The organism is Neobacillus sp. FSL H8-0543 (genome assembly GCF_038592905.1).
GTDB lineage: Bacteria > Bacillota > Bacilli > Bacillales > Cytobacillaceae > Neobacillus.
The window spans coordinates 2,912,176-2,925,743 of sequence record NZ_CP151943.1; the positions used below are offsets into that span (position 1 = coordinate 2,912,176).

General features: G+C 39.7%; 14 protein-coding genes. 12 read left to right on the top strand and 2 right to left on the bottom strand.

Features of this window, described 5'->3' with window-relative positions; all coding sequences use genetic code 11:
• Position 1 precedes the first annotated feature (1 nt).
• Together NSS81_RS14355 and NSS81_RS14360 are read right to left on the bottom strand one after the other, a co-directional pair.
• A complete protein-coding gene (locus NSS81_RS14355; protein ID WP_342429367.1) occupies positions 2 to 1,195 on the bottom strand; it encodes a histidine kinase in 1,194 nt (397 codons plus the stop codon).
• Between the two features lie 188 nt (positions 1,196 to 1,383).
• Positions 1,384 to 2,538, bottom strand: coding sequence for a 1-propanol dehydrogenase PduQ (locus tag NSS81_RS14360; RefSeq protein ID WP_342429368.1), 1,155 nt, complete (start codon positions 2,536 to 2,538; stop codon positions 1,384 to 1,386).
• Positions 2,539 to 2,769: 231 nt separating this feature from the next.
• On the opposite strand from NSS81_RS14360, the gene NSS81_RS14365 reads away from it, so the two are divergent.
• From NSS81_RS14365 to eutJ, 12 genes are all read left to right on the top strand, one after another.
• The gene (locus NSS81_RS14365; protein WP_342429369.1) at positions 2,770 to 3,684 is read left to right on the top strand and encodes a phosphotransferase; all 915 of its coding nucleotides are present in this window, start codon (positions 2,770 to 2,772) and stop codon (positions 3,682 to 3,684) included.
• Between the two features lie 297 nt (positions 3,685 to 3,981).
• On the top strand, positions 3,982 to 5,100 hold the full coding sequence (locus tag NSS81_RS14370; RefSeq protein WP_342429370.1) for an EamA family transporter: 1,119 nt from the start codon (positions 3,982 to 3,984) through the stop codon (positions 5,098 to 5,100).
• Positions 5,101 to 5,130: 30 nt separating this feature from the next.
• On the top strand, positions 5,131 to 5,397 hold the full coding sequence (locus NSS81_RS14375) for a hypothetical protein (RefSeq protein WP_342429371.1): 267 nt from the start codon (positions 5,131 to 5,133) through the stop codon (positions 5,395 to 5,397).
• A 45-nt stretch (positions 5,398 to 5,442) separates the two neighbouring features.
• Complete coding sequence (locus NSS81_RS14380; RefSeq protein ID WP_342429372.1) at positions 5,443 to 5,739, top strand: BMC domain-containing protein; 297 nt, start codon at positions 5,443 to 5,445, stop codon at positions 5,737 to 5,739.
• A 25-nt stretch (positions 5,740 to 5,764) separates the two neighbouring features.
• Entirely contained in the window at positions 5,765 to 6,064 is a 300-nt protein-coding gene (locus NSS81_RS14385; RefSeq protein ID WP_342429373.1) for a BMC domain-containing protein, read from the top strand.
• A gap of 30 nt (positions 6,065 to 6,094) precedes the next feature.
• Positions 6,095 to 7,582: an aldehyde dehydrogenase family protein gene (locus NSS81_RS14390; protein WP_342429374.1), complete on the top strand. Its 1,488-nt coding sequence runs from the start codon at positions 6,095 to 6,097 to the stop codon at positions 7,580 to 7,582.
• A 33-nt stretch (positions 7,583 to 7,615) separates the two neighbouring features.
• Positions 7,616 to 10,156 (top strand): choline trimethylamine-lyase, encoded by a 2,541-nt coding sequence (gene cutC / locus NSS81_RS14395; RefSeq protein ID WP_342429375.1) that lies wholly within the window; start codon positions 7,616 to 7,618, stop codon positions 10,154 to 10,156.
• A gap of 105 nt (positions 10,157 to 10,261) precedes the next feature.
• Positions 10,262 to 11,215: a choline TMA-lyase-activating enzyme gene (cutD, locus tag NSS81_RS14400; protein WP_342429376.1), complete on the top strand. Its 954-nt coding sequence runs from the start codon at positions 10,262 to 10,264 to the stop codon at positions 11,213 to 11,215.
• A 40-nt stretch (positions 11,216 to 11,255) separates the two neighbouring features.
• Positions 11,256 to 11,609, top strand: a complete 354-nt coding sequence (locus tag NSS81_RS14405) for a BMC domain-containing protein (protein WP_342429377.1) — start codon at positions 11,256 to 11,258, stop codon at positions 11,607 to 11,609.
• Entirely contained in the window at positions 11,606 to 12,079 is a 474-nt protein-coding gene (locus tag NSS81_RS14410) for a EutP/PduV family microcompartment system protein (protein WP_342429378.1), read from the top strand. Before NSS81_RS14405 ends, NSS81_RS14410 begins: the two co-directional genes overlap by 4 nt.
• Entirely contained in the window at positions 12,057 to 12,725 is a 669-nt protein-coding gene (locus tag NSS81_RS14415) for a cobalamin adenosyltransferase (RefSeq protein WP_342429379.1), read from the top strand. The genes NSS81_RS14410 and NSS81_RS14415 overlap by 23 nt, the downstream gene beginning before the upstream one ends.
• Complete coding sequence (gene eutJ / locus NSS81_RS14420) at positions 12,713 to 13,555, top strand: ethanolamine utilization protein EutJ (RefSeq protein WP_342429380.1); 843 nt, start codon at positions 12,713 to 12,715, stop codon at positions 13,553 to 13,555. The genes NSS81_RS14415 and eutJ overlap by 13 nt, the downstream gene beginning before the upstream one ends.
• The last annotated feature ends 13 nt before the right edge of the window (positions 13,556 to 13,568 follow it).

Genomic DNA, 13,568 nt, shown 5'->3' on the forward strand with positions numbered 1-13,568 from the left:
GCTAACACCTCCCAACAGGCTGGGTGGGAAATTTAATGGTTACCGTACTGCCACTATAGTCAGACTTTACGATTTCCAACCCATAGCATGCTCCATAATATTGCTTTAAACGTTTGTCTGTAGCTCGGAACCCTAACCCCGACTTGTTTTCTGCCTGCTGTATTATTTCTAAGATATCCTTTGGAAAACCGTTCCCATTATCGGCAATTGAAATAATAATTTCCTTTTTAAATTCTTCTCCGTAAATACTGATTTTTCCACCGTCACGTTTTGGAGTGATACCGTGAATAAGAGCATTTTCAACAATAGGTTGAATGATCATGTTAGGAATTCTGTAAGATTTAATCTTTTCCGGAATCTCAATGGTATATTCCAAACGATTTTTAAATCGTACCTTTTGTATATAGAGATACTTTTCTATGTTGTCTATTTCAGAAGCGATGGTGTGAAGTTGATCGTTCTGCTTTAAATTGTACCTGAGCAAGTCGGACAGGCAGTAGATCAGTTCCTCGGTCGTATGAGACTGCTCAAAATAGGCAATTCGGGCAATGCTGTTCAGAGTATTGAACAAAAAGTGTGGATTGATGACGAGAGACATGTTTTTCGCTTCAAGGTCGATAATCTTTTTTTCGAGAATTTCCTTCTCAATCGAAAACCTTTCCACAGCTGAATTGACATAATTAACACTTTCAGACAAATCAATTGAAATATTTTTGGCAATATGACTGCATAATTGTTCATGTAGTTTCATTTTATTTGGTTCTACTGTTTTCAGTGAGGATATAGATTTCGCAATAAATTCCAACTCGGCATTTGTTTCGTTTTTTAGAGATTGAATATCAATCATAAATTTTTGATATTCTGTTTCCTGAGAATATACTTGCATACCGGCAATATATCCCAAGGTCTCATCCTGTACTTTAATAGGCAATAGTATGTTTTCGAGCCCATAGCGACAAACAAAGCAGCCTACTTCTTCTGTTTGAATTCGACTTGTGTAGTCGGAGCATATCTGGTCTCCGCTTTTCCTGCAGATATGCGTACAAAAGTCCGGGGAGGGAATTAACTCTAGTAAAATAGAGCCATTTGTATCAACCAAAAATAAGGGAATATTTGATAGCGACAGAATCCCACTAAAACGTGCATAGACATTGGAGGCATTTAATTTATTTAGAGGATTTTCAGTAGTATTCATCTAAGTGCACCTTCTTTGCATACTTGTGATAGGCAAAAAAAAATAAAAGGATATATATAAATAAACCTGAAAAGGCTTTCCTTGTCATTTTAACACAGGCTTCTATGCACTTTAAGTGACAAACTAGTGTCCGTACACAAATAAGCCTCCCGTTGTCCTTAGTAACGGGAGGCTACACTCTGTTTTTTTTAATAGCATTTTTGATAGATTCGTATTAAATCTTGTTTTGAAGGCTGTCTAGGATTAGTAGGGGTACAGCGATCGAGCAAAGCCGTTTCAGCCAATTGCTCCAGTGCGTCTTCAAATTCAGACTGATTAATTCCTAGGGACCTGATGTTGTCTTCGACTTTCAGTGACTTTTTCAACCTCTTAAGTGCCAACATGAAATTAACTGTTCCCTCACGACGTGTCCTAGCCGGAAGTTTTAATACCTCAGCCAGTTTTGCATATCGATCGGCAGCATAACCGTCCGCACTCCCACCTAAGTTCGCATTAAATTCAATCACCGCATCAAGAAGAAGTGCATTCGAGCGACCGTGAGAGATATGAAATGTCCCTCCAAAGGCATGTGCAAGGCTATGATTAATACCTAGACCTGTATTTGTAAACGCCATTCCTGCTATACAGGAAGCATTCAACACGCGATCCCTGGCTTGTGTGTTCTTTGAGTCCTTGAAAAAAGTCTCGAGATTTTCAAAAATCAGTTTGATTGATTTTTCACAAAGAGCGTCCGTAAAGTCTGTGGCTTTTGTCGAAACATAAGCCTCGATGGCATGAACCAAAACATCTATGCCCGTATCTGCCACAACCCGTTGGGGAACATGTTGAATACAAGTAGAGTCAAGGATCGCGATGTCAGGAGCGATAAATTCATCGATGATGACAACCTTTTCACCTTCAGAGGTAATGACAGAAAAGTCAGTGACTTCTGAGCCAGTTCCGCTTGTAGAGGGAATCGCGATAAAGAGCGGTTTTGGCATTTCCTTCCCTTCAGTGCTTTCGAACTTTCTCTCAAAGTATAGAATTCCTTTGGCGGTATCAATGGCTGACCCTCCGCCAATTGCAACCAGCACATCTGCACCACTTTCCCTATATAGCTTTAAACCATCTGCGATTATTGAGACATCTGGATCAGGACGCACACCTGTAAAAACGGTTGAAGTGATGCCTGATTCTTGTAAGTAATCGATGACTTCTTGAAGATACCCCAATGTTTCCATAATAGAATCTGAGACAATGAGAGCACGAGACCCAGTAATCTTTTTTAAATACTGTAAGGATTGATTATTAAAAAAAACTTTTGTTTTTAAAATAAATTGATCTTCGATGATGGTTACCTCCATTCTAAACCTGCTATTTCTCTCCAAAGAATATCATATAAAATAATCAAAACATTGAAGATTTGTCATAAATATGTAGCATTTTCTTATTCTATTGAAATGGAATATTGCACTTTCTCATCTTTATTGAATAATAGTTATTTATTTAAGTCAATTGAAGATTGATACTGTAATTTTACTAGAAATAGACTAAAATAATAGTTATACAAATATTGTAAACGGGGTGGGTTTTTAATGAATATGGAAGAAATAATACAGAAAAAATTACGTCTCGTTTTCAATGATGAGAGCATTATTTACGATAAATCCCGTTTTGCTGGCGGTCTAACTAATTACAACTATATTATGAACATCCAGGGATTAGAATATGTCATCCGGCAGCCTGGCGGGATGACAGACCAAATCATCGACAGAAAAGTGGAACATCTCAACAATACGATTACCTCGAAATTAGGGATTAATTCAGAATGTGTTTATTTCGATGAGGTTAGCGGGATCAAAATCAGCACCTTCATTAAAAATGCCAAGAATATTGCTCTTTCAGACCCGTGCAGTCCTGCAAACCTAAGAGCGGTTTCTACTTTAATGAAAAAGGTCCATTCAGGCCCTATTCATTTTCCTAATACCTTTGACTGGCAAAGTGAATTGAATAAGTATGAACAGATTGTTAAAGAGCTTACCGGTGATTTTTTCTTTGACTATGATACACTGAAAATAAAATTAGTAGATTTTGTGAATGAAAATATTACAACTAGTGTTACTCGCCCATGTCATAACGACACAGTGCCCGAAAACTTTATCATTAATGATCTCGGCCGGGCCTATTTAATCGACTGGGAGTATTCAGGAATGAATGACCCTTGTTGGGATGTGGCTGCGTATATCCTTGAATCTAAACTGAACGAAGAAGCTATTGATTTACTTTTGGTATACTATTTTGGCCAGCTGCCGACCATAGAGGAAGTAGTCAAGATAAAATGCTATATGCTGGTCCAGGATTTATTATGGACGGTATGGGCATTGATTAGACACTACAATGGAGAGGACTTCCTCGACTACTGTCACTTTAGATACGAACGCTTCCGAAAAAATATTAAATCACTCCCTGCATTAACAGATTGTACAATAGCAGAAATGGTAAAGATCTAGATAAATACAATTTAATAGAAGAAAAACAGCGTCTTGAGAAAAAATCAAGGCGTTTTTTTGCGGAAAGCGGAGTGCCTGTAGCGGAAATCAACCTTAACCCCATTGAAACTATAAATATGATATTAGTAATGGAATAAAGTAACGATTGTTCAAGAAGATCAAAAAAAAGAAGGATTTTCTACACTAAAATAGTCCAGTAAATGCCATAAAAAAATCTTTTGTTCAGCTATTATGAAACTGTGCGACAAGATAATAGAATGCCTATTTAATATTTATTATAAGAAAGGGAGTTTGTGTATGAGTGAATTGACTGTAGGAGTCAATGCTGCTGCGTTTGAGGCAAAAAGCAAGTTATCCTCACAATTTTTTAAAAAGGGTATTATTATTGCATTATTCTCAGGTCTTATGTACGGATTTTATTCAGCATTTATGACATTGGGGATGTCAAAAGGAGTTTGGGTTGATTGGTACGGTGTAAACAAGGCCGCTTTATCTGCTTTTGTCATTACCTACTTACTAGGTGCACTTGGTAGCGCAGTAAATGACACTTGTAGTGCAGGCTGGGCACTATTGAATGTCGGTGTAAAAGGGAAGCTCGGTGATTTCTTTCGAACACTTAATACGAAACCAGGTCGCATTATGATATTGGCTGCGCTAGTAGGTGGTCCGATTTCAAGTACTGCTTATGTTGTGGGTCTACAAATGGCAGGATCGATCGTTATTCCAATTACGGCACTTTGTCCGGCAATTGGTGCTGTTCTTGGAAGATTGTTATTCAAACAACAATTAACGAAACGGATGATGTTAGGTGTTGCCATATGTGTAATTGCCAGCTTCATGATTGGCAGCACAAGCCTTGGCGGGGATGCTCCAGAGGGTATGTTATTAGGTATTAGCATTGCTTTTATAGCCGCACTTGGCTGGGGCTTTGAAGGTTGTGTAGCAGGTTATGGTACGTCGATGATTGATTCCGAGATTGGAATTACAATTCGTCAGGTCATCTCAGGACTTTCAAACCTAATTATATTAGTTCCTGTTTTTGCAATCTTGTCTGGCGATCTTATGCTTTCAACTGATTTAATTGGCCAGGCATTTACAAGTGGTTCGGCGATGATCTGGTTTGCTATTGCTGGGTTCTGCGCATTTGTTTCCTATATGTGTTGGTATAAGGGTAATAGTATGTGTGGTGCTGCACTGGGAATGGCTTGTAATGGCACTTATTCATTCTGGGGACCATTCTGCTGCTGGTTAATTCTTGGTGTATTCGCTGGTATGGAAGGTTGGGGATTACCTCCTATCGTTTGGATTGGTGCAGTGATTATGGTATTTGGTATCCTGGTAATCGCAATGAATCCTATGGACTTGTTTAAGAAAAAAGGCAGCCAAGGGCCAATGGATCAAAAGAAGGCCGTATAAAATTCTATTGTTAAATAAGGGAGGAATTTTATGAAACCGCTTAATTATGCTATTTTAAAGCATCTTACAAAAGTGGAGGAAGCTTGTGCAGAAGACGTTATGGCAGCGTTAAAAGGCGAGTATGGAAATTTTAAAGCGCTTAACCGAAAGGATGTCATATCTGCATTAATGACAGCCGAAGCGAATGGTCTATTAGAAGAGAAAAAGTATGAAATGGATCCATCAGGTGCTTTAAGAATTTACTATCATGCACATCAAGAAGGTAGAGATACCATTAATAAATATATTCAAGATTAAGGAACTGTCTTTTAACTATTCTTCAACCTTAGGGGGGATTTTTGGGTGAGGTATCATGGCGATGAAGCATTAGGGCTGGTTGAAACAGTAGGTATGGTTCCTGCAATTGAGGCGGCTGATAAAATGCTGAAGGCTGCGAATGTTGAACTAGTATCCTATGAGAATGTAGGGTCCACACTTGTGACGGTTATGGTCAAGGGTGATGTGGCTGCTGTACGAGCAGCGGTGGAAGCAGGGGCTGAGGCTGCCGCGGCAATCGGTAAGTTGACGGCACATAATGTTATGCCGCGTCCGATTAGAAGTATAGGCGATATCGTTTCAATATATGACATTGATAAATAAAAATAAGATAAAGGACTAACTAAAGATGAATAGATACGAAGCTTTAGGGTTAATAGAAACATTTGGCATTGTTTATATTTTAGAGGCTGCAGATGCAATGTGCAAAGCCGCAGATGTTGAACTGATTGGCTTTGAAAATGTAGCTTCCGGATATATTTCTGTGTTGGTTCAAGGAGATGTTGTTGCCTGCAAAACGGCTGTAGAAACAGGTGTAAAAGCTGTGGAAGATATGGGTTCTTCTGTATATAGTTCAGTTGTTATTGCAAGACCGCATTCAGATATTGAAAAAATTATTGCTCGTTATTCAATTGATAACTTGCTTTAAATTGGATTGGAATGAAAAGGAGAGTCAGAAATGAATATTATTGATAATGATTTGCTCTCCATCCAAGAAGCACGAATTCTTGTGGAAAATGCTCGTGAAGCACAAAAAATGCTCGCGGCTTTTCCCCAGAAAAAACTGGATGAGATCGTTGAACGCATGGCAGAAGAAATATATAAACATATACGTGAACTCGCCGTGATGTCCAGTGATGAAACGGATTACGGTAACTGGCAGGATAAACTTGTAAAAAACCAATTTGTTTGTGAACAGCTGATTAATAGACTTAGAGGAATGACTTGTGTAGGCATCATTAGCGAGGATGTTCAAAACAAGACAATGGACATTGGCGTACCTATCGGTGTGATTACAGCATTATGCCCTGCAACCAGCCCAGTTTCTACCACGATATACAAGGCATTGATCGCCATTAAGTCTGGTAATGCGATTATCTTCTCGCCACATCCTAGAGCGAGGCATACTATTGGCAAGGCGCTGGATATTATGATTCGAGCAGCAGAAGGCTATGGGTTGCCGGAGGGAGCACTGTCCTACTTGCATATAGTAACCCATGCCGGAACAGTGGAATTAATGAACCATGATGCCACATCCTTGATTATGAACACAGGTGTACCAAGTATGCTTAAAGCAACAAACCAAACTGGAAAGCCTGTTATCTATGGAGGAAATGGCAATGGACCTGCATTTATTGAACGGAGTGCTGATTTAAAGCAGGCGGTGCGGGATATTATTGCAAGTAAAACCTTTGATAACGGTGTGGTATCTGCAGCGGAACACTCGGTTGTTGTAGATCGCTGTATCGGAGCAGAAGTAAAACAAATCTTTAAGGATCATGGCACTTATTTTATGTCTGAAGAAGAATCAGAAAAGTTGGGGGCTTTCTTTTTCCATTCGGACGGCAGCACGAATGGGGAAATGGTTGGTAAATCTGCACCACAATTAGCTAAGCGTGCTGGTTTTCATGTACCAGATCATGTGGTCCTGCTGATTTCAGAGCAAAAATATGTATCCGAAAATAATCCTTATTCGAAAGAAAAGCTTTGTCCCGTTTTGGCCTATTACATAGAAGACGATTGGATGAATGCTTGTGAAAAGTGCATTGAGCTGTTGATTAGTGAGAGGAACGGTCATACTCTTGTTATTCATTCAAAGGATGAAGAGGTCATTCGCCAATTTGCCTTGAAAAAACCTGTAGCCAGAGTCCTTGTGAACACCCCTGCTACTTTTGGAAGTATGGGTGCGACGACTAATTTATTCCCTGCTATGACACTCGGCAGCGGATCTACAGGTGTAGGGATAACCACTGATAATGTTTCACCTATGAACCTAATCTATATCCGAAAAGTGGGATATGGGGTTCGAAGGACTGAAGATATTACCAATGGAGGGCTACATGAGAGAGTACAAACAACAGATGGCAGCACACAGTCTACGAACTATAAGCTGGAAGACATAGAGATGCTGAAGCGTATTTTAAAAAATGCAATTGAAACACTATGATAGAAATTCTACAAGAATGAGAGGGAAGTAATTTTGGATATTCGCGATTTTTCAATAAAGTTAGCAGAAGCAACCAAAAACATGTCTGCTGAAGAACGAGCATCGTTAATTAAAATATTTGAAGGAGTTTCAAAGAATTTTTCAAATGAAGAACCTCAACATTATTCCGAGTACACAGAACATGGTGACGGGATTCCTGAGGGAATGACGGAACGTTTAAAGAAGTTAAAGGAAAACTATTTAACACATGTTCCTTCAATTACGACGTACCGTGCTAGAGCAATTACTAAGATTGCGAAAGAAAACCCTGGCATGCCTAAGATTATGCTGCGTGCTAAGTGTTTCCGTTATTGTTGCGAGACGGCACCGTTAGTTATTCAGGATAATGAGTTGATTGTTGGAGCGCCAAACGGAGCACCTCGTGCTGGAGCGTTTTCACCTGATATTGCATGGAGATGGATGGAGGACGAAATTGATACGATTGGAAAACGTCCTCAGGACCCATTCTATATTTCTGATGAAGACAAAAAAATCATGCGAGAAGAACTGTTTCCTTTCTGGAAAGGAAAATCCATCGATGAATACTGTGAAGACCAGTACAGAGAAGCTGGTGTTTGGACGCTTTCTGGGGAGTCGTTTGTTTCAGACTGTTCTTACCATGCCTTAAATGGCGGCGGTGACTCCAACCCAGGATATGATGTCATCTTAATGAAAAAAGGGATGCTTGATATTCAGCAGGAGGCACGGGATCATCTTGAAAAGCTGGATTACCAAAATCCTGATGATATTGAAAAGATCTATTTCTATAAATCTATTATTGATACGACCGAAGGGGTAATGATTTATGCCAAACGTTTAGCTGCTTATGCTGCTGAACTGGCTGCAAAGGAAAGCAATCCTAAACGTAAGGCTGAATTATTAAAGATTGCTGAAGTGAATGCGCATGTACCGGCGCATAAGCCTCGTACTTTCTGGGAAGCCATTCAATCTGTATGGACAATTGAATCGCTACTTGTCGTGGAAGAAAACCAAACAGGTATGTCAATTGGTCGAGTTGACCAATATATGTATCCATTCTATAAGGCAGACATGGAAGCAGGACGAATGACGGACTATGAAGCATTTGAACTGGCTGGTTGTATGCTGATCAAAATGTCTGAAATGATGTGGATTACAAGTGAGGGCGGGTCTAAGTTCTTCGCTGGGTATCAGCCATTTGTCAATATGTGTGTGGGCGGCGTGACCCGTGACGGTCGTGATGCTACAAACGACCTTACCTACTTGCTAATGGATGCCGTTCGCCTTGTTAAGATCTATCAACCATCACTTGCTACAAGGATTCATAACAAATCACCGCAAAAATACTTGAAAAAAATTGTTGAAGTTATCCGTTCAGGTATGGGGTTCCCAGCATGTCATTTCGATGATGCTCACATAAAAATAATGCTCGCAAAAGGTGTTTCGATTGAAGATGCAAGAGACTATTGCTTAATGGGCTGTGTGGAACCGCAGAAGTCAGGACGTCTATATCAGTGGACTTCAACGGCTTATACCCAATGGCCAATCGCCATTGAATTGGTTCTAAACCACGGTGTTCCACTTTGGTTTGGTAAGCAGGTAACTCCGAATATGGGAGACTTGAGCCAATTTAAAACCTATGAAGAGTTCGATTCTGCTGTTAAAGAGCAGATAAAATATATTACCAAATGGTCAAGTGTGGCAACGGTAATTTCTCAGCGCGTTCATCGAGATATGGCTCCAAAGCCTCTAATGTCAATTATGTATGAAGGCTGTATGGAAAGCGGGAAAGACGTATCTGCAGGTGGAGCCATGTACAACTTCGGACCTGGAGTTATCTGGTCTGGGTTGGCTACCTATACAGACTCAATGGCCGCTATTAAGAAATTAGTTTTTGAGGAAAAGAAATATACTCTAAAGCAGCTAAATGAAGCGTTAAAAGCTGACTTTGTCGGCTATGAACAGATTAGAACAGACTGCCTTAATGCACCTAAGTATGGCAATGATGATGACTATGCAGATTTAATTGCGGCTGAATTAGTTAACTTTACAGAAATGGATCACCGGAGATACAAAACCTTATATTCCGTATTAAGTCATGGTACTTTATCCATTTCAAACAATACTCCATTCGGACAATTGACCGGTGCATCTGCTAACGGTCGTCACGCGTGGCTGCCGCTCTCGGATGGTATTAGTCCGACTCAGGGGGCTGATGTAAAAGGTCCGACTGCTATTATCAAGTCTATCTCGAAAATGGCAGCCGACAGTATGAACATTGGTATGGTTCATAACTTTAAGCTTATGGCAGGCTTACTTGATACTCCTGAAGGAGAAGAAGGTATTATTACACTCTTACGTACAGCTTCGGTCCTTGGTAATGGAGAAATGCAGTTTAACTATCTAGATAACAAAACCTTGATTGACGCACAGAAGCATCCAGAACAATATCGTGATTTAATTGTTCGTGTTGCAGGATACAGTGCATTCTTCGTTGAGCTTTGTAAGGATGTTCAAGATGAAATAATTAGCAGAACAGTACTAACCAGTTTTTAATTTTAATTTTAATTTTAATTTTTGCTGCTTGCCAAAACTAATGCTTCCCTAGCAAGCAGCAAAATCACTTGATTAAAAGATGAACCAAACAGGAGATTGAACAGTATGGGCAATCCAAAAATTGCATTGATTGAAAGAAAGGCATTTATTTCCAATATACAAAAGTATAATATGTTCGATGGTCCGGGGATCAGAACGATTGTGTTTTTTAAAGGATGTCCATTACGTTGTAAGTGGTGTGCAAATCCTGAAGGCCTAGAACGAAAATATCAAGTCATGTTTAAAAAAAGTGCCTGTAAAGATTGTGGTGCCTGTGTTCCAGTCTGCCCGGTTGGAATCCACCAAATTTCAAATGAAACCTTTAAACATGAAGTTATTCGCAGCATTGATTGTACAGGCTGCAAAAAGTGTACAGAGGTTTGTCATGAGCAGGCATTATCGATCGTAGGCGGGACCAAAACGATTTCGGAACTTTACGAAATCGTTGAAGAGGATAGGATTTTTTACGATATGTCTGGCGGGGGTATTACCCTTGGCGGTGGTGAAGTGTTAATGCAGCCTGAGGCTGCTGCAAATCTGCTAATGGTTTGTAAAAAAGAAGGAATTAATACAGCGATTGAAACAAGCGGTTATGCCAAACTTGAGGCTGTCCTTAAAGTGGCCGAGTTTACTGACCTGTTCCTTTATGATATCAAGCACATTCAATCAGAGCGGCATTTTGAATTGACTGGAGTTCGGAATGAACTTATTTTGAATAATTTGAAAGAACTTCTTAGCCGCCGGTATAACGTGAAAATCAGAATGCCTTTATTAAAAGGTTTAAATGATAGCCAGGAGGCCATTGAAGGCGTTACCCAATTCCTGCTTCCTTACAAGGATTATAAGAATTTTAAAGGGGTAGATTTACTTCCTTACCATAAATTTGGAGTAAATAAATACAACCAATTAGGAATGGAGTACCCGATAACAGGGGACCCAAGCCTAAATAGTGATGAAATGAAAAGGATCGAGAGTTGGTTTAAGCAACACGACATCCCCGTTACCGTTATCAACCATTGATAGAGTTCCTGGGGGAAAATAGATTTGAAAGGTACTTATTATGGGAGCATTTAGTGAGAAATCTATAGAGCGCATCATACAAGAATCAGTACCAGGTAAACAAGTTACCATTGCACATGTGATTGCTTCACCTATGTTGGATATATATGAACGTTTGGGAATAGAAGAAAAAGGTGCCATTGGCATTCTAACTTTAACTCCTTACGAAACGGCAATCATTGCCGCTGATATTGCAACAAAGACAGCAGATGTAGAAATTGGATTTCTTGATCGCTTTACTGGATCGGTCGTGATAAGCGGCGATGTTCAAAGTGTCATCACAGCACTGGAAGCCGTAAATGAAACATTGAAAAATATGCTGGGTTTTGTGACAACCCCAATTACACGAACATGAGAAAGAAGCGAATAATGGTCATTGGTCCTACAAATTGTGGAAAGACCACTTTGGTCCATGCACTAAATGACCACGAGGGGCCAATTAAGAAAACACAGAATCTTATTTATGGAAAATACACGATTGATGTCCCCGGGTCTTATATTGAAAACGCGTGGATGTACAAATATTTAATTTCAGCCGTACAAGATGCATCACATGTATTGATCCTGGTTGATCAATCAAAATGTGCAAATGTATATTCACCTGGTTTTGCAAAAGTGTTTCGCTGTCCTGTAATTGGAGTCATTACAAAAGTGGATGTAAATCCGGAGAATGAGGCTAACTGCCTTCGACAACTTCAGCAAATTGGAGTACAGGAGCCTTATTTTAAAATTAGTACAGCGAATGAGAAGAGCATCAGTAATTTAAAAGATTTTCTATTAGAAAAGGTAATGAGGGCGGAAAATGAAATTTATTACCGAAGGTGACTTACGGGATTTATTAAAAAAAGAACCTTTTACGACGTATGATTTAATTCCAGAGGTAAGGCTGACACCTGGAGCACGGCAGTTTCTTGGAGACCGTGGGGTCAAAATACTCGATAAAGTTTCCGCTAGTAAAGAAATAACAGCAGAAAGTAAACCAGCAATAGAAGTACGTGAGTGTAGGAACAAGTGGAAAAACTTGCAGTTTCACAGCAGGATGAAATCGATCGAGGTGTTATTTCTTTTAACGGCAGAAGATATGCTGCCTAGAGATGTTGGTTTGGCGCACAGTGTGGTGAAGTTAAACAAACAATTTTCTTCTATTAAAAAGGCAGTAAAAAGTAAAGGTACCATTGAAAACCTTAGTTGCAAGGAATGTACAGGGATAAATGAAACGAATTTCTCTGAAACTCTTGATGATTGTTTTGAAATCACTGAATTTCATATGCAGCTTGATAAAGGTAAAGATATCTTACTATTACATAGACTTCGATGTGCCCTTCAAGAAATAGAGCCATTTGCACAAGAACTCTATCTGGAGGAAAAAGAAGAAAATTATGAAGAGATCAATTGTAAGGTGAATCAATTGATTAATAGCCTTTCTCAATTAATCTGCTCAGTGGCTGGAGGGTTGAAATGTCAAAAGTAAATTCAAATTTCGAGTACTGTAACCAACTTGTAAGAGATTTTGAAAAAGTAATCGAAAATCCGCTTGTGGGTAAATCTGCTGCTTACTATACAGGAGTTGATTTAGGAACCGCATGTATCGTTTTGGCCGTTCTAAATGAAAACAATCAACCAGTTGCAGGTGCTTACCGATATGCAGATGTTGTTCGCGATGGCATGGTCGTAGATTATATTGGTGCGGTTAATATAGTTAGAGAAATGAAGAAAGAGCTTGAAGAGAAATTAGGTGTCGGATTGCTTCTTGCAGCCGCTGCTATTCCACCAGGTACAGATACACTTGATTCCGGAGCCGTAAAAAACGTTGTTGAAGCAGCGGGATTTGAGCTGACCCATTTACTTGATGAACCTACGGCGGCTAATGCAGCACTCAAAATTGAGAACGGTGCAGTGGTCGATATTGGTGGAGGAACGACGGGTATTTCGATTCTAAAGGATGGCAAAGTGGTTTATGTAGAGGATGAGCCAACGGGCGGCACCCACTTTTCATTGGTGATTTCCGGTGCATACAAATATTCGTTTCCAGAGGCAGAGAAGTTTAAACGTAATCCAAAGAATCACAAGGAATTGCTGCCAGTGTTAAAACCTGTAGTGGAAAAAATAGCGTCGATCATCAATCGACATATTAATGGTCATGACGTTAAGGAAATCGCCTTGGTAGGTGGAACCTGCTGTTTGGACGGGATTGAAGAGATCATCGCAAACAAAACAGGAATCTACACCCATAAGCCGCATAATCCAATGTTTGTAACTCCTATAGGGATAGCACTTAGCTGCAGGCAGCAAAGTATATGATTGGCAGGTGTAG